Source organism: Nocardioides sp. J54 (assembly GCF_000519005.1).
GTDB lineage: Bacteria > Actinomycetota > Actinomycetes > Propionibacteriales > Nocardioidaceae > Nocardioides.
Genome location: NZ_JAER01000041.1, coordinates 1 through 20,393, shown reverse-complemented (window position 1 = coordinate 20,393; position 20,393 = coordinate 1). Strand labels below are relative to the sequence as shown.

Sequence of the window (20,393 nt, the reverse complement as noted above, 5' to 3'; positions counted from 1 at the left end):
AACTGCACGGCTCAGCCGTACGCCGCGCGGATCGCCTTCCAGTACGCCGCCGTGGTCGCCCGGTTCTGCCCCGGCGTGGCCGCCAGCCCGTCGGGCAGCGGCGTGCGGCAGGTCTCCCCGCGGCAGCTCTTCACCTGCGTCCAGACCCCGGCCAGCTGCGCCCGCACGTCGGCGTACGCCGCGGAGCGGTAGACGTTGCGGTCCTGGCGGGGGTCGCGCAACAGGTCGTAGAGCTCCCCGCCGCCGTCGCGGTAGCGGGTGTAGCTGTAGCGCGAGGTGCGGATGCCGATGCTGCTGCGTCGGTCGGTGAACAGCGGGTGCGACCCGCGGGCGGTGCTGATCGCCTCCGTCACGATCGGCGTGCTCCAGCCCTGGTCTCCCCCACGCATCGCCGGCCAGCGGCTGGTGCCGTCCGGGGTGCGCGGCGGCTCCGCCCCGGCGACGTCGAGGATGGTGGCGGTGAGGTCCATCGTCGAGACCGGGTCGTAGCGCCGCTGCCCGCTGCGCATGCCGGGGCCGGTGACCAGCAGCGGCACGCGCAGCGACGGCTCGTGCGCCCAGATCTTGGTCAGCCCGAGGTCGTGCTCGCCGATGATGAGGCCGTTGTCGGAGGTGAACACGAAGACGGTGCGCGCCCACTCCCCCGAGCGCTTCAGCTCGGCGACCAGCCGGGCGATGTTGCGGTCCATCACGAAGACCGCCTCGGCGCGCTGGCGGGTCGCCTCGAGGTAGGCGCGGTACGCCTGGCTGCCCGCGTGCATGCGGGCGCGTCGCACCGAGCGCGGCTTGTCGCTGAGGTCGCGCTCGACGGCGTTGCCGGTGCGGGCGAGGCCCGCGGCGCGACGGATCCTCTTGTCGAAGCGACCCTTGACCCACTGCGGGCGGGCCGGCGTCTTGACCTTGATCCGCTTGCCGGTCGTGCCGCGCACGCCGCGCGGGTCGTCCGGCTCCCACGGCGCGCCGTGGTGCGGGGCGACGTAGTTGACGTACATGAAGAACGGCGAGGGGCGGGCTGCGAAGCGCCGCGCCATCCCCACGGAGAGGTCCCCGATCACGTCGGACTGGTAGCGGCCGCGGTAGGAGTCGACGATGCGGCCGTTCATGTTGAAGGCGGTGTTGAAGTAGCCGTAGGTGCCGCCGGAGTAGCGGCCGGACCCGTCGTTCTCGATCGCCGCCCGCCAGTCGTGCCAGCCGCGCGGCACGTAGCGGGCCGACTGCTGGCCGCTCACCCGCGACCGGTCGCGGCCGTAGCCGTTGAGGTACTTCCCGATGAACCCGGTGCGGTAGCCCGCCGCGCGCAGCGACGTCGCGAGCGTGCGCGAGTCGTCGAAGGACTGGTAGCCCCAGGGCTTGTCGTGGTGGTAGACGCGGTGGTTGTGCGCGTAGCGGCCGGTGAGGAAGGACGCCCGGGCCGGGCAGCACAGCGGGTACGGCGAGAAGGAGTTCTCGTAGGTCAGCCCGCGCCGGGCGACGAGCCGGCGCAGGTTGGGTGCGTAGGCGAGGTCATCGACGCGCATGTCGTCGGCCATCACCACGACGACGTTCAGCCCGCTGGCCGCCGCCCGCGCGGCCGGGTCCGTCGCGGCCGGGTCCGGAGTCGCGGCGCTCGCACCGACGTCCTCGGCCGGCGCGGTGATCCCGGACGCCAGCGCCAGGGCGACGACGAGTGCGACGAGGACCGCCAGCAGGCGGGTCTTGCTCCGAACCACGGGGTTATTCCTCCCAGCCGTAGGCGGCGTCGATGGCGGTCCAGTAGGCATCGGTGTCGGCCTGGACCCGGCCAGGGGTGCCGGCGAGCAGGTCGGGCAGCGGCAGCGCGCACCCCGCGCCGCGGCAGTCCTTCACCCGCGGCCAGAGCCGGTCGAGCGCTCGCCGCACCTCGGCGTAGGCCGGGTCGTCGGCCACGTTGCGGTCCTGGCGCGGGTCCCGGACCAGGTCGTAGAGCTCCGCGACCCCGCCGCGGTAGCGGGTGTAGGAGTAGCGGTTGACCCGGATCCCGATGGTGGCACGCCGGTCGGTGAACTGCGGGTCCTTGCCGGGGGCGGTGTAGACGGCCTCGGTGACCACGGGCGTGGTCCAGCCGAGGTCGCCGCCGACGAGCGTGGGCACCCGGCTCACGCCGTCCGCGAGGTGCGGCGGCCGGGCACCGGCGAGGTCGAGGACGGTCGCGGCGAGGTCGACGGTGCTGATCGGGTCGTAGCGCTCCTGCGCCGTCCGCAGGCCCGGTCCGGTCACCAGCATCGGGACCCGCAGGGAGGGCTCGTGGGCGATCACCTTCATCATCCCGAGCCCGTGCTCACCGATCACCATCCCGTTGTCGGAGGTGAACACGAACACCGTGCGGTCCCACTCCCCCGACCGCCTGAGCTCCCGGACGAGGCGGGCGATGTTGCGGTCCATGACGTGCACCGCCTCGGCCCGACGGCGGGTGGCGAGGCGCAGCGCCTCCTTCGCCTCGTCGCCCAGGCGGCGGACGTGGTGGCGGAAGGCCTTCGGCTTGTCGCTGGTGTCGGCCTCGACCGGCTCGCCGGTGCGGGCGATGCCGGAGGCCCGGTCGACGACGTCGTCGTACATCCCGCGCACGTCGTCGGGCACCGCGGGGGTGACCACGCTGACCTCGCGGCCGTCCTCGTCGAGCACGGTGCGTGGCTCGTCGGCGGAGTTCGGCTCGCCGTGGTGCGGCGCGACGTAGTTGACGTACATGAAGAACGGCTCACCGCTGCCTGCGAAGCCGCGGGCCATGTCGACGGAGAAGTCGCCGATGACGTCGCTCTGGTAGACCCCGCGGTAGGCGTTGTCGATCGTGCCGTTCACGTTGAACGGGGTGTCCATGTAGTCGTAGGTGTTGCCGTGGATGCCCGAGCCGGGCAGCGGCTCGACGGCCGCGCGCCAGTCGTCCCACCCCTCCGGCACGTAGGTCGCTGAGGGCTCGCCGGTCACGTTCGACGGGTCGAGGCCGTAGCGGTTGAGGTACTTGCCGATGAACCCGGTGCGGTAGCCGGCAGACTGCAGGGAGGTGGCGATCGTGCGGGAGTCGTCGAAGGCGCCGTACCCGAAGGGCGGGTTGTGCCACCAGACCTGGTGGTTGTGGGCGTACTGGCCCGTGAGCAAGGAGGCCCGCGCCGGGCAGCACAGCGGGTACGGCGAGAAGGAGTTCTCGAAGGTGATGCCGTGCTCGGCGACCAGGCGGCGCAGCCGGGGCGCGAACGCGAGGTCGTCGACGCGCATGTCGTCGGCCATGACCAGCACCACGTTCGGCTGCTCGGGGAGCTCGACCGGGTCGACGGGGTCGACCGGGTCGGCGGGGTCGACCGGGTCGGCGGCCGCGGTGGTCGCCGGCGCTCCAGCCGGTCGCCCGTCCGGCGTCGACTCGGCCGCCGGGCCGCCGGCGCCCGCGAGCACGAGGAGCGCGAGCAGGATGCACAACGACAGGGCTGCGCCGACGGCGCCGCCCCAGACCCTCGCCGAGCCGCGCATGTGCCCTGTCCCCTCCCGTTGCGGATCGTCACCCTACGGCTGGGCAGACGCGCGCGAGGGCGATTCGGTTGCGAACCGGTCGCGGTGTCAGGGAAAACGCTCCACCGGTCCAGACCGGGGGTCCGGTGCGGGACCTCAGTCCCAGTACCAGCGGATGCCGAGGGTCCCCGGTCCGAACCCGGTCACCGTGCGGCTGACGCTGGCGCCGAAGGTCTCGAGCTCGGTGACGTGCTCGACGCCGTCGACGACCGTGTAGTACTCGCAGCGGGCCGGGACGAGCTCGGGGTGGAAGCGGACCCAGATGCTCACCGAGGTCATCCGCCGCACGGCCCAGTAGAGGTAGGAGTTGTCGCTGGGGTCGGCGGTCGCGTAGGTGACCTCCTGCTCCAGCATCGCCGTCTCACCTGCGACGAGCGGCCGGTCGAGGATCATCTCCCCGACGACGATGCCGCGCTCGCGGTCGTGGCGGAGCCGGCCGAGCCGGTAGCCGCCGAGCGGGGTGACCTGTGGGGTCTCTGCGCCCGGCCGGACGGTGAGCACGGTGGCGCGCCGGTCGGCGTGCGGGTGGATGGACTCCACCACGAGCACGTACGACGAGCGGACGGGTGCGCGGTCCGGACCGAGCTCGTACTTGAGCACGACCTCGCGGTCGATCAACCGGTCGGAGGGCGAGTTGAAGCCGACCTCGCCGAGCAGCTCGCGGATCCGCTCGTGGTGCTCGCTGAAGTCGGCGAGCCGGTCCAGCCCGACCCGCCGTCGTCGCGGCTCGAGCAGGCGCTCGAGGGCGCCCGGGTCGAGGTGCAGGATGTGCTCGATCTGGGCGAGGGCTCGAAGCGACGCCTCCTGCTCCGGCTCGCGCTGGCCGGAGCGCCAGTAGCTCAACGTCGCCAGGCTCACCGGCGTGCCCCGGGCCTCGAGCGAGCGCTGCAGCGCACCCAGGCTCATCGACCGCGCCGCGAGGGCATCACGGAACGCAGCCCCGAAGCCACCGTTCCCCATGCCCCTGACCCTAACGAACCCGTCCGAGCCAGGCCGGGGCTCGCGCGTGCGGCGCCGGGGCGCTGCCGGAAGACGGTGAGAGCCCCGCCGTCCTGCCGGGCAGGTCGTGCGGGGCTCTGGGTGCTCTCGCGGTGGTGGCTCCCCCGATTGGACTCGAACCAATAACCCTGCGATTAACAGTCGCATGCTCTGCCAGTTGAGCTACGGGGGAATGCTGGCCGCGGCCGGGGCCGTGCAGCGGGGAAACACTAGCAAGGCCGGGCCGGGCGCCCGAAATCGAGGGGCCGGGTCAGGCGCCGACGTCCGCGCGGGCGGCCGCGAGCGCTGCCTGCACCAGCGCGTCGACCTGGGGGTCGGCGGGGTCCAGCCCCTCGTCGTACTCGACGAACCAGGCGAGCTCACCGCGACGGCCGGGGGCCTGACGGGCGAGCACCCGGACGGAGCGGCGGTCGGTGACCTGGACGTGGCGCTGGAGCGCGATGCTCGCGGTCACCCGCTCGCGCACCAGCTGCAGCAGCCGGCCGGCGTCCTCGAGGTGCAGCACGTGCACGACCCGTTCCTGGCCGAAGCGGCCGACCTCGGTGACCGTCAGCGTGCGCTCCTCGGGGTCCCAGTCCGCCGCGGCGACCTCCTCCCACGGCAGCCGCTGCGGAAGGTAGAGCGCGTCCCGGGTCCCGCCCACCGCGCCGGAGGAGGTGGACGCGGAGGCCAGCAGCCGCTCCCCCGCCGCGACCGCCACGGGGTCGCCGCCGCGCCGGCGCCGGAACAGGCGGGTCATGCGCCGGAGCCGACGATCTTCTCGCGCAGGGTCCGCCGCGCCTGCTCCAGCGCGGCCAGCTCCCCGAACATCCGGTTGAATTCGGTCTCGTTCTCCACCGGGTTGGTCCGCTGCAGGCGCGACTTCACCTCGTCGATGCGCCGCAGGGCGGTGAGCTCCTGGAGCCGGAAGAGGTGGTGGGCGACGTAGTCGGCGTTGATCTCCCGGTTCGCCGGGATCGGCTCGACCGCGAGCGCGCTGACGACCGACGACACCGCCGGGTCGGTGGCGCCGTCGCGGACCCGGGACACCCAGCCGGCGTCGTTCTGCCCCGCGACCGGCCCGCCGGCGGCGGCGATCAGCTCCCACACGGCACGGTAGGTCGGGTGCGTGAAGTCGTTGCTGCCGATGTCGGCGCTGGTGCGGCCGATCGCGATCGGGTGCTGGAGCACGAGCTTGAGCGTCTCCCGCTCGATGCCGAACCGCGGGTCGCGCAGGTCGGGGACCCTGCTGCGCGGGGCCGGCTCGGGCGGCGCGGAGCTCGCCGCGCGGTCCCGGGAACGACCGCGGTCGGGCTCGCTGCCTCGGGCCGCGGCCCGTCGTACCTCGGAGCGGGCCTGGTCCATGTCGACACCGACCATCGCGGCGAGCTCGCGGGCGAAGGCGTCGACCTTCGACTTGTCCCGCACGCTGGCGACCAGCCTGGCGCCGGCGCGCAGCGCGTCGACGCGGCTGTCGGCCCGGTCCAGGTCGTAGCGGCCGACGACGTTCTCCAGCACGAAGCGGTAGAGCGGGCGGCGGGTGGCGACCAGCTCGCGCACCGCGGCGTCGCCCTCCTTGATCCGCAGCTCGCAGGGGTCCATCCCCTCCGGCGCGACGGCGACGTAGGTCTGGGCGACGAACCGCTGGTCGCCCTCGAAGGTGCGCAGTGCCGCCTTCTGCCCGGCCTCGTCGCCGTCGAAGGTGAAGACCACCTCGCTGCGCAGCTCGGCGTGGTCGTCCAGGAAGCGGCGCAGCACGCGGGCGTGGTCGTCACCGAAGGCGGTGCCACAGGTGGCCACGGCCGTGGTCACGCCGGCCAGGTGGCACGCCATGACGTCGGTGTAGCCCTCGACGATGACGGCCTGTGAGGTCATCGCGATCTGCTTGCGCGCCAGGTCGATGCCGTAGAGCACGTGGCTCTTCTTGTAGATCGCGGTCTCGCCGGTGTTGAGGTACTTCGCCTCGATCCGGTCGTCCTCGAAGATCCGGCGGGCCCCGAAGCCGATCGTGTCGCCGTTGGTCTCCCGGATCGGCCAGAGCAGCCGGCCGCGGAACTTGTCGTAGTGGGAGCGGCCCATCGCGACCAGCCCGGCGGCGATGCCCTCCTCCGCGGTGAACCCGCGGCCCTTGAGGTGGCGCCACAGCGCCTCGCCGTCCCGCGGCGCGAAACCGACGCCGAAGTGCTCGGCGGCGGCCTGGTCGAAGCCGCGCTCGGCCAGGAACTGGCGCGCCTGGAGCGCGTCGGGGGTGGCGAGCTGCTCGGCGTAGAACTGCTGGGCGACGGCGTGGGCCTCCACGAGGCGCCGGCGCTGGGGGCCGCGGGGGCGGTCGTCGAACCCGGACTCGTCGCGGCGCAGCTGCACGCCGTACTTGTCCGCCATCCGCTCGACGGCCTCGCCGAAGCTCAGCCCGTCGATCTTCATCAGGAAGGTGAAGACGTCCCCGCCCTCCTGGCAGCCGAAGCAGTGGAAGAACCCGCGGCTGGGGGTGACGTGGAAGGACGGCGACTTCTCGTCGTGGAACGGGCACAGGCCCTTCATCGAGCCGCCGCCGGCGTTGCGCAGGGTGACGTAGCCGGACACGACCTCGTCGATCCGCACCCGTTCCCGGACCGCGGCGATGTCCTCGTCACGGATCCGTCCAGCCATGCCGGAATCCTACTGACGACGCCCCGGGCGCCGTCCGGTCGTCCCCGTCCGCGGCGGCGGTCGGTCCCGGGACCCGGCAGCCGGGACCGGGTCCCGGAGAAAAGTCGAGCGAATCGCTATTCTCTGCGTGACCTCAGGCCCTGATGGTCGTTTCCCACTCGGGAGCGGTGTGGGAACCGGACAGTGGGAGCCAGCAATGGGCATGCGGGGAGGGACCAGGCATGGAGCAGTCGACTGCGCGTTCGCGCGCGTCGTGGCCGGTGCCCCTGGTGATCGCGCTCCTCGTGATCTCGCTCCTCTTCGTGGTCTTCCGCGACACCGACAGGGCGCCGCAGCAGGAGCCGGCCACCCCGGTCGCCGAGAAGGTCGACCTGAGGAAGCTGCCGCTCAGCTCCACGAAGACCACGATCAAGGCCGCCCCGAAGGATCCCCGGCCGACGAAGATCCCCAAGGGCACCGTCGTGCACCCCAGGAAGATGCTTCCGCTGTACGACGAGCCGGACGGCACGCCGTTCGCGAAGATCGGCCCGAAGCAGTTCGGCGACACCTGGCTGACCGTGATCACGCGCAACCGCGACTGGGTGCAGGTGATGCTGCCGTCGAAGCCGAACGGCTCGACCGGCTGGCTCCGCTCCCGGTACCTCGAGGAGGCGCACAGCCGGTTCCTGGTGCAGGTGCATCTCGACTCGCACTCGCTGGAGCTCTTCGAGGACAACGAGCTGGTCGGGACCTGGACGGTGGCCATCGGCGCACCGGAGACCCCCACGCCCACCGGCCGCACCTTCGTGCTGGGGCAGATCACCGACGAGAAGCAGCCCTTCTCCCCCGTGATCCTGCCGCTCGGCAGCCACAGCGACACGCTGGACTCCTACGGGGGCGGACCGGGCACGGTCGCCCTGCACGGCTGGACGGACCCGTCGGTCTTCGGCAAGTCGGTCAGCCACGGCTGCGTGCGGGTGCCGGATGACGCACTCGCCCTGCTCCGGACCGTTCCGACCGGCACACCCGTGATGGTCGACGAGGCCTGACACCCACACAGACGTTCCGCCGACAAGAGATGAAGATGAAGGGAAACCCATGAAGAAGACAAGGACCCTGGCCTCGGCCGCTGGCGCGGTCGTCCTGGTGACGGGTGCTGCGTCGTTCGCCGTGCTCGGTGGCGGGACCGCCACCGCGGCAGGTCAGCCGTCGTCCGCCTACGGGCTGTCGCTGAGCATCGCCGGCAACGCCGTGATCGGGGAGGACACCGTCCAGGTCGAGTCGACCGACGGCTCGCTGGTCGAGGACGAGCTCATCGGCCTGCCGGACAACCCGGTCGCCAGCGGTGGCGTGATCACCGTCAGCGCGAAGAACGGCAACGCGCGGGCCGCGGTGACCGACCTCGGCGTGGGTGACGGCCTCCTGTCCGCCCTTCCTTCGGAGCTCACCAGCCAGCTCGGCTCGGCGTGCGACACGCTCGTCGGCGCGCTCGACCCGCTGACCGGCGCGATCGACGACACGCTGCTCGGCACCCTGCTGCCGCAGATCGGTGGCCTGCTCGACCAGATCGCCGACGCCACCGACGGCACCCCGCTGGACCTGAGCCTGCTCGGCGCGCTCAACCTCTCCGAACTGACCAGCCTCCAGCTGGGCGGCCTGTGCGACGTCCTGCGCGGTGACGACCAGCTGGTCGGCGCCGACGCCGTCGTCGCAGAGTGCAACGGCGACACCGGCACCACCACGGTCACCGACATCAGCGCCCTCGGCCTGCCGCTCGACATCGACGTGGACGAGCCGAACGCCAAGGTCGAGATCCCCGGCCTGCTCACCGTCACCGCGAACGAGCAGATCGCGAACGCCGACGGCACCTTCACCGTCAACGCCCTGCACGTCAACCTGCTGGGCCAGGTCGACCTGGTGATCGCCTCCGCCACCTGCGGCGAGGTGATCAACGACGTCGACGACCCGGGCCCGTCGGACGCCCCGTCGCCGACCCCGGTCGAGTCGCACGTCCCGGTCACCGGCTGACCCCTCCCCGACATCTGCTTGTCGGTCACCGACCGGCCACGACCTCCCGTGTCGTGGCCGGTCGGTGCTTTTTCTGGGCCGCCACCGCCGGCGGTCGAGGTGCGAGGCGCCACAGCCCGCCACCAGGCCCGGAGGCTTCGAGGCTCCTCGCTAGCGCTCGTCGCACCTCAACCACCGGAAAGGCTTGCCGCCAGACGGGCTGTGCCACCTACCGGGGCCAACTGCGGCGCGGCAGCGCGGCGCCCGCGCCGGAGGCGCGTCGAGGGCAAGTGCGGGCCGAGCTTGCGAGTGCCCGCGCGCAGCCCTCGACAGGCGACACGCTCGCGCCATCAGACAGCGCGGCGCCCGCGCCGGAGGCGCGTCGAGGGCAAGTGCGGGCCGAGCTTGCGAGGCCTGCGCGCCGCCTTCGACAGGCGACGCGCTCGCGCAATCAGCTCACCAATCGCGTGTGCCAGGCGACGGCGCTGGCGTCGGTGAGCGAGGCGACCTGGTCGACGACGACGCGGGTGCGGGCGGCGTCGTCGGTGGCGCGGGCCCAGTCGGCGGCGAAGGAGTCGTCGAGCGCGGCGCCGTCGCTGCGCAGCAGGACGTCGACCAGCTCGGCGAGCAGCTCGCGCTGGCGGCTCTGCAGGGCGACGCGGCCAGCGTCCTGCATGACGTAGTGGGCGGCGATGCCCTTGAGGACCGTGATCTCGGCCCAGGTGTCGGCGGGCACGACGAGGTCGGCGGCGTAGCGGGCGAAGGGGCCGGAGGAGGCCGCGAAGGTGGCCTGCTGGACCGCGCCGCAGAACCGGCCGATCAGGTCGCTGGTGAGGTTCTTGAGGGCGGCGAGCGCCGGTCGGCTGCCGTCGTACGACGTGCTGGGCCAGCTGCCGACGGAGCGGAGCCGGGCGAGGACGTCGTAGAGGGCGTCGTCGTCGGCGTCCGGCTGGTACCACTCGCGCACGGCCTGCCACACGGCGGCGGTGTCGAGGCGGGTCAGGTCGATCTTGCCGGCGACGATGCCGTCCTCGACGTCGTGCACGGAGTAGGCGACGTCGTCGGCGAGGTCCATGACCTGCGCCTCGACGCAGCGGCGGCGCTCGGGGGCGTCGCGGCGCAGCCACTCGAAGGCGGCCAGGTCGTCGTCGTAGACGCCGAACTTGCCGTCGGCGGGCGCGTCGGCGCGGCGCCAGGGGTACTTCGTGCAGGCGTCGAGGGTCGCCCGGGTGAGGTTGAGCCCGACCGACTCCCCGGCCGCGTCCACGGTCTTCGCCTCGAGCCGGACCAGCAGCCGGAGGGTCTGCGCGTTGCCCTCGAAGCCGCCGCACTCCTCGGCGAGGGCGGCGAGGGCCCGCTCGCCGTTGTGCCCGAAAGGCGGGTGGCCGAGGTCGTGGGCCAGCGCCGCGGTCTCGGTGATGTCCGGGTGGGTCCCGAGCGCCCGGGAGAGGTCACGGGCGATCTGGGCGACCTCGAGGCTGTGGGTGAGCCGGTTGCGCACGAAGTCGTCGCTCTGCGGGCCGACGACCTGGGTCTTGGCGGCGAGCCGGCGGAAGGACGCGGCGTGCACCACCCGGGCGCGGTCGCGCTCGAAGGGCAGCCGCTCCGGCGCCTCGACCCGCTTCGGCGGCTCGGGCACGATGCGTTCGCGGGCGCGCTCGTCGTACAGCCGCTCCACCTGGTCCACGCCCGCGACCCTATCGACCGGATCCGACGCTGCGGCGCCGATCCGGCCGGTCGCCTCCGCGGCGTCGGTCAGGGCGTCGGTCAGACGGACGCGAGGAAGGCCCGCACCCGCTCCAGCAGCAGCGCCGCGGCCCCGGGGTCGTGGGCGTCGAGCGAGGAGTCGGTGAACAGGTGCTGCTCGCCGGGGTAGACGAACAGCTCCGCGGTGGGGGTGGAGGCGGCCAGCTCGCGGGCCGCCGGCAGGTCCTCGTCGAAGAACTCGTCGCCCTCCATCCCGTGCACCTGCACCGGCACGCCTGCGGGCCACGCGTCGCTGACCTCGGTGACCGGGAGACACGAGTGGAGCAGCAGCGCCCCTCGTGCGCCCGGGCGGGTCTGCGCCAGGCGCTGGGCGATGGTCACGCCGAAGGACATCCCGGCGTGGACCACGTCGGGGCCCAGGTCGTCGGCCACGGCGAGACCGCGTGCCCGGAGCTCCTCGAAGCCGACCTCCTGCGCGAACCCGAAGCCCTCCTCGATGCTGGCGAACGTGCGCCCGCCGAAGAGGTCCGGCGTGTGCACGGTGTGGCCGTCGGCCCGCACCGCGTCCGCGAAGGCACGCACCCCGGCAGTCAGCCCCTGGATGTGGTGGAAGAGCAGCACGTCGGCCATGTCGGCCTCCTCACGATCAGCGGTTCCCGGGAACCGGGCGTGAGGTCGAGCATGCACTCCCCCACCGACAGCAGCCGGCAGGGCCAGGGTCAGTACGTCGTGACGTGGACGTGGTCGTAGTGGTTGGCCGTGGCCGAGCCGCGGTTCGACATGCCCCGCCAGCCCTCGCCGGAGCGCTCCACCGACCAGATCTTCTGGGAGTAGATGACGTAGCTGACGCCGAGCGCGGCGGAGTTGGCGCGGACGAACTCCGCGATCTCCCAGCCGCGGGAGCCCGAGGTCATGATGTCGACCGCGATGCCCTGGCCGTGCTCACCGTCGCTGCGGAACGTGCCGTAGGTGGTGACCTCGGGGAAGTTCGCGCAGACGGCCTGGTGGACCTTCTTGATGTTGGGGCTCACGCTGGCCGGCACGCTGGTGCCGTTGGTGCAGGCCGCGTCGACGCTCAGCGGCTCCTCGTCGGAGAGGTAGCCGGCGGTGACCCAGCGGGCCTTGCCGTCGACCACGATCTCGACGCGCTCGCGGTACTCGCGACCGGTGACCAGGACCTTCTCGCCGTCACCGATCTCGCCGACCTTCTTGCCGGCCCTGTCGGGGCGGGTCCACAGGTTGAGGGCCTCGGTGGTCCACAGCCGGGTGTCGGCCTTGCGGACCGCCCGCCTGGTGGCCTCCTCGGACACGAGCCGGTCGACCCGCGTGCCGATCGCGTCGGCGGAGCGGTCGCTGCTCCGGGAGATGACGGGGAGCTCGCGGGGGGCCGCGCCCTGCACGGAGCCGGCGGCGGCCTTGCTGTCGATCGCGAGCAGGTCCTGCTCGGGGGCCGGGGAGCTCATCACACCGGCGGTGACGACCGCACCGGTCGCCAGGGTTGCGAGGGAGCCGGCCAGGAGGGCGGCTCGGGGCGTGCGTCGCGCGGTTTCCCGCTTGTGGCTGGTGGCCACGCGCTGATCCTTTGCTGTCGCTGACATGGGCGTCCCGAGGACCTTACCGGCCCCGGGCATCCTGCGAGTAGAGCACACTGGTGGACCGTTCAATCAATTTTGTGAGGGTCCTTGAGCGTGAGTCGAGTCACCCTCCGGTGGTCTCGTCGACGTCCTCGAGGACCCCGCAGGCCCCCTCGCCGAGGCCGTCGGTGTCGTCCAGCCAGCCCTCGGGGAGCACGACCTTGTGCCGCGGGGCGCCCTGGCGCCCACGGGGGGCGCCCAGCTCGGAGACCGGGAACGGCTCGTCCGGGTCGAGACCGGCGAGCAGCTCGTCGAGGGCCGCGAGGGAGTCGACGAGGCCGAGCGAGCGACGCAGCTCCCCGCCCGCGCGGAAGCCCTTGAGGTACCACGAGACGTGCTTGCGGAACTCCTTGCAGCCCCGCTCCTCCCCCATGTGCTCACACAAGAGCTCGGCGTGGCGGCGCATCATCGCGGTCACCTCGCCCAGGGTCGGGAGCGTGGTGGAGCCGACGCCCTCGGGCCCGAACGCGGCCGCGAGGTCACGGAACAGCCACGGTCGGCCGAGGCAGCCGCGGCCGACGACGACGCCGGCGGCGCCGGTCTGCTCGACCATCCGCACCGCGTCGGCAGCCTCCCAGATGTCGCCGTTGCCGAGCACCGGGATGTCGACGTGCGCCACCAGCGCGGCGATGGCGTCCCAGTCGGCGGTGCCGGAGTAGGCCTGCGCGACGGTGCGGCCGTGCAGCGCGATCGCGGCGCAGCCCGCCTCCTGAGCGATACGGCCCGCGTCGAGGTAGGTGAGGTGGTCGTCGTCGAGGCCCTTGCGGGTCTTCATGGTGACCGGCACGTCGTACGGCGCAGCGACGGCCACGGCCTCCTCCAGGATGCGGCCGAGCAGGTTCCGCTTCCACGGCAGGGCACCGCCGCCGCCCTTGCGGGTCACCTTGGGCACCGGGCAGCCGAAGTTGAGGTCGACGTGGGCGACGCCGTACTCCTCGCAGAGGATCTTCGTCGCCTGGCCGACGTAGGTCGGGTCGGTGCCGTAGAGCTGGACCGAGCGCACCTGCTCGGCGTCGTCGAAGACCAGCATCCGCTTCGTGTTCTCGTCGCCCTCGACGAGCCCGCGGCTGGTGATCATCTCGCAGACGTAGAGCCCGGCGCCGTGCTCGGCGCACAGGCGGCGGTAGGCCGCGTTGGTGATGCCCGCCATCGGTGCCAGCACGACGGGCGTGGGCACCTCCAGCGAGCCGAGGCGCAGCGCGGTCACGACGTCGACGCCGAGGCGCTCGTCGTGGCCGACGGCGTCGCCGACGGGGTGGTGCGCCCCTTGCGGCCGGTGCCGTCCTTCTTCTCCTTGTCGCCCTGCTTGCCCCCGCCCGGGCCCTTCTTCCCGGTCTTGCCGGTCTTGCCGGCCTTGCCGGGCTTGGTGACCTTGCTGACCTCGCCGCTCCACGTCACCGGGTCGAGGCCGCCGAAGGGCGGGAAGGCGACGCGCTCGAGCGCCCGGTCCGGGGCGATGAAGTAGACCTGGCACAGCTCGGCGCTCGCGCCGGTGGCGAAAGGCTCCGGCAGCGGCCCGCCGTGGCAGGCGGGCTGCTGCTGGCGGGTGTAGTAGTTCGGCGCCTCGAGGGTGGTGCCGTCGTCGGCCCACAGCACGTTGTCGAGGCGGACGCCGCCGAGGTCGGTCTCGCCGGCGTTGGTGACCGTGACCCGCACGAAGTAGGGCGTACGGGCGGCGGTCGTGTCGTCGACGTTCCAGCCCTTGAAGGACTCCTGGAAGGACGTCCGCTCGATCCGGTCGACGGTCACGGCGAGCACGCCGTTCTCGTCCTGGCGGCGCTGGAAGGCGATCACGCCCTCCTCACCGAGCTCGAGCCCGGTGCCCGGCTCGGTGACCGTGACGTCCTCCGGGACCTCGAGGTACGGCGGTGCCGACCCGGTGGCCGAGGGGCTCGGCGAGCCGGACCCCTCGGCCCGGTCGTCGCCGTCCCCGGAACCGCACCCGGCGAGCCCGACCGTGAGCGCCAGCGGGAGGCCCGCAGCGACCACAAGTCGGGCGAGCCGGGTGCGCGTCAGCATCCGGCGAGCCGCTCGGCGAAGTAGGAGGTCAGCTTGTCCAGCGCGACCCGCTCCTGGGACATGGTGTCCCGGTCGCGGACGGTGACCGCCTGGTCGTCGAGGGTGTCGAAGTCGACGGTGACGCAGAACGGGGTGCCGATCTCGTCCTGGCGGCGGTAGCGCTTCCCGATCGCGCCGGAGTCGTCGAAGTCGACGTTCCACAGCGCGCGCAGCTCGGTCGCGACGGCCTTCGCCCGCGGGGTGAGGTCCTCGTTGCGGCTCAGCGGCAGCACGGCGACCTTGACCGGAGCCAGGCGCGGGTCGAGGCGCAGCACGGTGCGCTTGTCGACGCCGCCCTTGGTGTTCGGCGCCTCGTCCTCGGTGTACGCGTCGACGAGGAAGGTCATCAGGCTGCGCGAGAGGCCGGCTGCGGGCTCGATGACGTAGGGCACGTAGCGGGCGTTGTTGGCCTGGTCGAAGTACGACAGGTCCTTGCCGGAGTGCTCCGCGTGCGTCGAGAGGTCGAAGTCGGTGCGGTTGGCGATGCCCTCGAGCTCACCCCACTCGGAGCCGGTGAAGCCGAAGCGGTACTCGATGTCGACGGTGCGCTTCGAGTAGTGCGACAGCTTCTCCTTGGCGTGCTCGTAGTGCCGGAGGTTGTCGGGGTTGATGCCCAGGTCGACGTACCACTGCGTGCGGGCGTCGATCCAGTACTGGTGCCACTCCTCGTCCTCACCCGGCTTGACGAAGAACTCCATCTCCATCTGCTCGAACTCGCGGGTGCGGAAGATGAAGTTGCCCGGCGTGATCTCGTTGCGGAAGCTCTTGCCGATCTGCGCGATGCCGAACGGGGGCTTCATCCGCTGCGAGGTGACCACGTTGGCGAAGTTGAGGAAGATGCCCTGCGCGGTCTCCGGACGGAGGTAGTGCAGGCCGGACTCGTCCTCGATGACGCCGAGGTAGGTCTTCAGCAGGCCGGAGAACTGGCGCGGCTCGGTCCACGCGCCGCGCGTGCCGCAGTTGGGGCACGCGACCTGCGCGAGGTCGACGTCGTCGGGGTCGTCGATCCCCTTCTTCTCCGCCACGGCCTCCTGCAGGTGGTCGGCACGGAAGCGCTTGTGACAGGACTGGCACTCGGTCAGCGGGTCCGTGAAGGTCGCGACGTGGCCGGAGGCCTCCCAGGTCTGGCGCGGGAGGATGACGCTGGAGTCGAGGCCGACGACGTCGTCGCGGCTCTGGACCATCGAGCGCCACCACTGGCGCTTGATGTTCTCCTTGAGCTCGACGCCGAGCGGGCCGTAGTCCCAGGCCGAGCGGGTTCCGCCGTAGATCTCCCCGCAGGGGTAGACGAAGCCTCGGCGCTTCGCGAGGGAGACGACGTTGTCGACGGTGGACGGGGGCGGCTTGGCCACGTGGTGATCCTTATGGGACGAGCCCGGCTGGCTGTCGGGCGTGACTTGTCTGGCTACTCGCGGGAGCGAATGACTAGGTTACGCGAGGGTCCGCGACGTTGAGGACTCTCCCCGGCTCCACGACCTCGTAGGCACCCGGCTCGTCGATCGCGCGGCTGAGCACGGGCACCCCGTGCAGCTTGAGCTCGTACGACGACAGGGCGCGCCGGTAGGCACCGACGTTCTCCCAGCGGGTGGCCAGGACCCACAGGTCCGGCTCGTCCATGTTGCGCCCGACCCACCCGGCGACGTAGCCGGGCTTGCTGGCGAGCAGCTCGTGCACGCGTTCGAGGTCGGCGCGCAGCTCGTCGGGACCGTCGGGGTGGTCACCGGCCCGGAAGCGGTTCATCACCAGCATCCGCGCACCCTATCGTTGGGCCGTCTCCCTGTAGCCGTCTCGAGGAGGGAGCTCGCATGGGGCGCCCGGAGTGGTGGCACGCCCGCCGTCGTACCCGTTGGTGGCGCGCCAGTGCCGTGGCCTGCGTGCTGCTGACCATCGCCACGTGCGTGGTCGTGGCGCTCCTGCCGGGAGCCGTCCGAGCGGACGCCGACCTCGCGAAGCGGGCGGTCGAGGTCGAGGCCCGGGTGGCGAGCGTCGACTGCGGCAGCAGGTGCAACGAGGTGGAGTACACCCTCGACGGGACCACCTACCGGGTGGTCAAGCGCAGCTGGAACCGGGACCTGTTCGACAGGTTCACCATCTACGTCGACCCGGACGACCCCGAGGAATTCGGGACCCGCCGGGGCGGCAGCCGGTCCTTCACCATCATCCTCGGGCTCACGCTGCTCCTGGTGGCGGCCTGGCTCACAGCCTGCAGCACGATCGGGAACCGGCCGGTGGAGCGCGACGGCGACGTCGTCCGCCTGCGGGCCTCGCTGACCCACCACGGCGCCATGGTCGCGCTCGGCGGCCTCCTCGGTGCACTGGTGGGCGTGTTCGTCGCGATCTTCCTGTCGCTCGGCGCGGGTGACATCGTCACCGCGTGGGCCGCCGGCACGGCACTGGTCGCCGGCGCCGTGCACCTGTGGCGACGCCGTGGCGGCACCACCCTCGAGCTCCGGCCGCGGGAGGTGGTGCGGGTCGGCGGGCTCGTGCGAGCACCCCTCCGCCTCGGGCCGGGCACGACCTTCCAGGAGCTCTCCCGGCGGATGTCGCGCACGTCGGGCCACTGGCCCGTCCGCGTCGACGACGGCAGCTCGAAGGCCCGCCTGCTCCCCTCGGCGTGGGGGACCGACGGGGCGGAGTCGCGCCAGCTGCTGCTGGGCCACCTGTACCGCTACGGCTGCGACCCCAGGGATCCCTCCATGTTCTGAACTTGACCGACACCTGACCACAGTTGAGAATGATTCTCATGCGCTTTGGTTCCGGTCTCGCCCTGCTCTCCTCCGCCGCCCTGCTCGCCTCCGGCTGCTCGGCGTTCAGCGAGGACGGCGGCAGCGCGAGCGGTGGGTCCGGGACGAGCGTGGTCGCCGCGTTCTACCCGCTGGCGTGGCTGACCGAGCGCGTGGCCGAGGGCACCGGCACCGAGGTGGAGCTGCTGACCACCCCCGGTGCCGAGCCGCACGACCTCGAGCTCGACGTGCAGCGCACCGCACTCGTCTCGCAGGCCGACCTCGTCGTCTACCAGGCCGGCTTCCAGCCCGCCGTCGACGACACCGTCGCCCAGAACGCCCAGGGCAGCAGCCTCGACGTCGCCGCGCTCGCCGGCCTCCTGCCGATGGACGAGTCCGCCGAGGAGCACGAGGAGCACGGGGAGCACGGGGACGAGGACGGCCACGACCACGGCGACCTCGACCCGCACTTCTGGCAGGACCCGGTCCGGGTCGCCACCGTGGCCGACGCCGTCGCCGGCGAGCTCGCCGCGATCGACGAGGAGCACGCCGAGGAGTACGCCGCCAACGCCGCCGCGCTGCGCGAGGACCTCGAGGCGCTCGACGCGTCGTACGCCGCTGGCCTCGCCGACTGCGAGCGTGACACCATCGTGGTGTCGCACGACGCGTTCGGGTACCTCGAGAAGTACGGCCTGCACATCGCCTCGATCGTCGGCCTCTCCCCCGACGCCGAGCCGACGGCCGCCGTGCTCGGCAGGCTCCAGGACCTGATCGAGGAGGAGGGCATCACCACGGTGTTCAGCGAGCCGCTCGAGCCCGCGCTCGGCGAGTCCCTCGCCGGCGACCTCGGCCTGACCAACGGCGTCCTCGACCCGGTCGAGGGACTGTCCGACGCCGACTCCGGCGAGGACTACCTGTCGATCATGGAGGCGAACCTGGCCGCGCTGCAGACCGCCAACGGGTGCCGATGACCACCACCAACACGACCAGCCCCGCCGTCTCGGTCAGCAACGGCACGGTCGCCCTCGGCGGTCGGCCGGTGCTGCGCAGCATCGACCTGTCGGTCCAGCCCGGGGAGTTCCTCGCCCTGATGGGCGCCAACGGCTCCGGCAAGTCGACCCTGGTCCGCACCCTCGTGGGCCTGCGACCGCTGCTGTCCGGCGAGGTGCGGCTGTTCGGCACCCCGCTGGCGTCGTACGACGAGTGGTTCCGGATCGGCTTCGTGCCCCAGCGCGCGACCGCCGCCGCCGGCGTGCCCGCGTCGGTCTGGGAGGTCGTCGCCGCCGGCCGGCTGACCCGCCGCAGGCTGCTGCGCCCGCTCTCCCGCGCCGACCGGGCCGCGATCGAGGACGCCCTCGAGATCGTCGGCCTCGCCGACCGGCGCCGCGACGCCGTCAGCAACCTCTCCGGCGGCCAGCAACAGCGGGTGCTCATCGCCCGCGCGCTCGCCGGCGAGCCCGAGCTGCTCTTCCTCGACGAGCCGACCGCCGGCGTCGACCTGCCCAACCAGCAGGCGCTCGCCGACACGCTCGGCCGGCTCAAGGGCCGCGGCGCGACGATCGTCCTCGTCGCCCACGAGCTCGGCCCGCTGGCGCCGCTGGTGGACCGCGCGGTCGTCATGCGCGACGGCCGCGTCGTCTACGACGGCGACCCGCTCGGGGACCACGAGGTGCACCAGCCGTGGCTCGGCGAGCCGCACACCCACCACCATCACCACACCGGCCGCCCGGGCCGCCCCGACCACGTCCCGGGCGTGGCCTCCCCGGTCGACGGAACCGGAGAGGACGCGCGATGAGCCCCGTGGAGCTGTTCGCGACCCCCTTCATGCAGCGCGCCCTCATCGCCGCCCTGCTCACCGGGCTCGCCGCCCCCGCCATCGGCACCTTCCTGGTCCAGCGCCGGCTCGCGCTGATGGGCGACGGCATCGGGCACGTGGCGGTCACGGGCGTGGCCGTCGGCCTGGTCACCGGCACCGCGCCGGTGTGGACCGCCGTCGTCATCGCCGTGCTCGGCGCGATCCTGCTCGAGGTGATCCGCGAGCGCGGCCAGACCAACGGCGACGTGGCCCTGGCCCTGCTCTTCTACGGCGGCCTCGCCGGCGGCATCTTCCTCACCGGCCTCGGCGGCGAGAGCGCGTCCTCGCTCAACCGCTACCTCTTCGGCTCCCTCAACACGATCTCCGTCGACGACCTGGTCGTCACCATGGTGCTCGCCGTCGCGGTCGTCGGCCTCTGCGTCGGACTGGCGCCCCAGCTCTTCGCCGTCGCCCAGGACCAGGAGTTCGCCCGCGTCGCCGGACTCAAGGTCCGCGCCTACAACGTCCTGGTCGCCGTCCTCGCCGCAGTCAGCGTCACCGTCGCCATGCGCACCGTCGGTCTGCTGCTGGTCTCGGCGCTCATGGTGGTGCCGGTCGCCACCGCCCAGCAGCTCACCCGTTCCTTCCGCACCACCATCGCCGCCGCGATGGCACTCGGCACCCTCGCCTCGGTCGGCGGCCTCGTCGTGGCCACCTTCGCGTCGTACAAGGCGACCGTCGCACCCGGCCCGACCATCGTCCTGCTCGCCCTCGCCTGCTACGTGGTCGCCTGGCCGATCGGGATCTGGACCCGCCACCGCGCCCGCCTGCGCGAGCCCTTCGCCGAGGGCCAGCCCGACGAGCACGAGACCGTCGAGGAGCACCACCCCCACGACCACGGCCCCGGCTGCGGCCACCTCGCCGTCCCCCACGACGACCACGTCGACTACGTCCACGACGGCCACCGCCACGCGCCCCACGGGTCGCACTACGACGAGCACTAGCCTTGATGGGGCGAGCGTGTCGCTCGTTGCTGGTCTGGGCGAGCGTGTCGCTCGTCCGGAGGCCGCCGCTGGTTGAGGTGCGAGGCGCCCCAGCGCCGAGCCTCGAAACCAGCGGCACCGATGCACCGGACTGTGCCCGCCACAGCCCGCCATCAGGGCCCGGAGGTTTCGAGGCTCCTCGCTAGCGCTCGTCGCACCTCAACCACCGGGAGTATGGCGTCGCGCACCCGAGGCTTGCCGCCACGCCGACGCAACCGCCTACCGGAGCCAACGGCGCGCGCGGCAGCGTGGCGCCCGCGCCGAAGGCGCGTCGAGGGCAAGTGCGGGCCGAGCTGTCGAGGCC

Annotated in this window: 18 protein-coding genes and 1 tRNA gene; 6 read left to right on the top strand and 13 right to left on the bottom strand. The window is 72.5% G+C overall.

Going from position 1 to position 20,393, the window contains the following annotated elements; translation table 11 throughout:
* Positions 1–11 precede the first annotated feature (11 nt).
* The 6 genes from NOCJ54_RS0119340 to dnaG all read right to left on the bottom strand — a co-directional run bounded on the left by NOCJ54_RS0119340 (position 12) and on the right by dnaG (position 7,143).
* The gene (locus tag NOCJ54_RS0119340) at positions 12–1,709 is read right to left on the bottom strand and encodes a sulfatase family protein (protein WP_028656809.1); all 1,698 of its coding nucleotides are present in this window, start codon (positions 1,707–1,709) and stop codon (positions 12–14) included.
* A gap of 4 nt (positions 1,710–1,713) precedes the next feature.
* On the bottom strand, positions 1,714–3,477 hold the full coding sequence (locus tag NOCJ54_RS27025; RefSeq protein ID WP_051486118.1) for a sulfatase family protein: 1,764 nt from the start codon (positions 3,475–3,477) through the stop codon (positions 1,714–1,716).
* Between the two features lie 135 nt (positions 3,478–3,612).
* Complete coding sequence (locus tag NOCJ54_RS0119330; RefSeq protein WP_028656808.1) at positions 3,613–4,476, bottom strand: hypothetical protein; 864 nt, start codon at positions 4,474–4,476, stop codon at positions 3,613–3,615.
* Between the two features lie 135 nt (positions 4,477–4,611).
* Positions 4,612–4,687 (bottom strand) — tRNA-Asn (locus NOCJ54_RS0119325).
* A gap of 78 nt (positions 4,688–4,765) precedes the next feature.
* On the bottom strand, positions 4,766–5,254 hold the full coding sequence (locus NOCJ54_RS0119320) for a hypothetical protein (RefSeq protein ID WP_028656807.1): 489 nt from the start codon (positions 5,252–5,254) through the stop codon (positions 4,766–4,768).
* Positions 5,251–7,143: a DNA primase gene (gene dnaG, locus NOCJ54_RS0119315; RefSeq protein ID WP_028656806.1), complete on the bottom strand. Its 1,893-nt coding sequence runs from the start codon at positions 7,141–7,143 to the stop codon at positions 5,251–5,253. The genes NOCJ54_RS0119320 and dnaG overlap by 4 nt, the downstream gene beginning before the upstream one ends.
* Positions 7,144–7,364: 221 nt before the next feature.
* On the opposite strand from dnaG, the gene NOCJ54_RS0119310 reads away from it, so the two are divergent.
* On the top strand, positions 7,365–8,171 hold the full coding sequence (locus NOCJ54_RS0119310; protein ID WP_028656805.1) for a L,D-transpeptidase family protein: 807 nt from the start codon (positions 7,365–7,367) through the stop codon (positions 8,169–8,171).
* 49 nt (positions 8,172–8,220) lie between these two features.
* Positions 8,221–9,150 (top strand): choice-of-anchor P family protein, encoded by a 930-nt coding sequence (locus tag NOCJ54_RS28580; protein WP_028656804.1) that lies wholly within the window; start codon positions 8,221–8,223, stop codon positions 9,148–9,150.
* A 430-nt stretch (positions 9,151–9,580) separates the two neighbouring features.
* On the opposite strand, the gene NOCJ54_RS0119300 is transcribed toward NOCJ54_RS28580, so the two are convergent.
* The 7 genes from NOCJ54_RS0119300 to NOCJ54_RS27010 all read right to left on the bottom strand — a co-directional run bounded on the left by NOCJ54_RS0119300 (position 9,581) and on the right by NOCJ54_RS27010 (position 16,277).
* Positions 9,581–10,816 (bottom strand): deoxyguanosinetriphosphate triphosphohydrolase, encoded by a 1,236-nt coding sequence (locus NOCJ54_RS0119300; protein WP_028656803.1) that lies wholly within the window; start codon positions 10,814–10,816, stop codon positions 9,581–9,583.
* A gap of 80 nt (positions 10,817–10,896) precedes the next feature.
* A complete protein-coding gene (locus NOCJ54_RS0119295) occupies positions 10,897–11,466 on the bottom strand; it encodes a dienelactone hydrolase family protein (protein WP_028656802.1) in 570 nt (189 codons plus the stop codon).
* Positions 11,467–11,555: 89 nt separating this feature from the next.
* Complete coding sequence (locus NOCJ54_RS28575) at positions 11,556–12,407, bottom strand: hypothetical protein (protein WP_051486117.1); 852 nt, start codon at positions 12,405–12,407, stop codon at positions 11,556–11,558.
* 127 nt (positions 12,408–12,534) lie between these two features.
* Complete coding sequence (gene dusB / locus NOCJ54_RS0119285; protein ID WP_028656801.1) at positions 12,535–13,677, bottom strand: tRNA dihydrouridine synthase DusB; 1,143 nt, start codon at positions 13,675–13,677, stop codon at positions 12,535–12,537.
* Entirely contained in the window at positions 13,674–14,489 is an 816-nt protein-coding gene (locus NOCJ54_RS0119280) for a hypothetical protein (RefSeq protein ID WP_157514973.1), read from the bottom strand. The genes dusB and NOCJ54_RS0119280 overlap by 4 nt, the downstream gene beginning before the upstream one ends.
* Positions 14,483–15,880 (bottom strand): glycine--tRNA ligase, encoded by a 1,398-nt coding sequence (locus NOCJ54_RS0119275; RefSeq protein WP_028656799.1) that lies wholly within the window; start codon positions 15,878–15,880, stop codon positions 14,483–14,485. Before NOCJ54_RS0119275 ends, NOCJ54_RS0119280 begins: the two co-directional genes overlap by 7 nt.
* A 73-nt stretch (positions 15,881–15,953) precedes the next feature.
* A complete protein-coding gene (locus tag NOCJ54_RS27010; RefSeq protein ID WP_036518772.1) occupies positions 15,954–16,277 on the bottom strand; it encodes an antibiotic biosynthesis monooxygenase family protein in 324 nt (107 codons plus the stop codon).
* A gap of 56 nt (positions 16,278–16,333) precedes the next feature.
* On the opposite strand from NOCJ54_RS27010, the gene NOCJ54_RS0119265 reads away from it, so the two are divergent.
* The 4 genes from NOCJ54_RS0119265 to NOCJ54_RS0119250 are packed head-to-tail and all read left to right on the top strand — an operon-like array spanning position 16,334 to position 20,050.
* Positions 16,334–17,233 carry a hypothetical protein gene (locus tag NOCJ54_RS0119265; protein WP_157514972.1) on the top strand — a complete coding sequence of 300 codons (900 nt, stop codon included), beginning with the start codon at positions 16,334–16,336 and terminating at the stop codon, positions 17,231–17,233.
* Positions 17,234–17,271: 38 nt separating this feature from the next.
* A complete protein-coding gene (locus NOCJ54_RS0119260; protein WP_028656797.1) occupies positions 17,272–18,222 on the top strand; it encodes a metal ABC transporter substrate-binding protein in 951 nt (316 codons plus the stop codon).
* Entirely contained in the window at positions 18,219–19,046 is an 828-nt protein-coding gene (locus NOCJ54_RS0119255) for a metal ABC transporter ATP-binding protein (RefSeq protein WP_028656796.1), read from the top strand. Before NOCJ54_RS0119260 ends, NOCJ54_RS0119255 begins: the two co-directional genes overlap by 4 nt.
* Positions 19,043–20,050: a metal ABC transporter permease gene (locus tag NOCJ54_RS0119250; RefSeq protein WP_036518769.1), complete on the top strand. Its 1,008-nt coding sequence runs from the start codon at positions 19,043–19,045 to the stop codon at positions 20,048–20,050. Before NOCJ54_RS0119255 ends, NOCJ54_RS0119250 begins: the two co-directional genes overlap by 4 nt.
* The last annotated feature ends 343 nt before the right edge of the window (positions 20,051–20,393 follow it).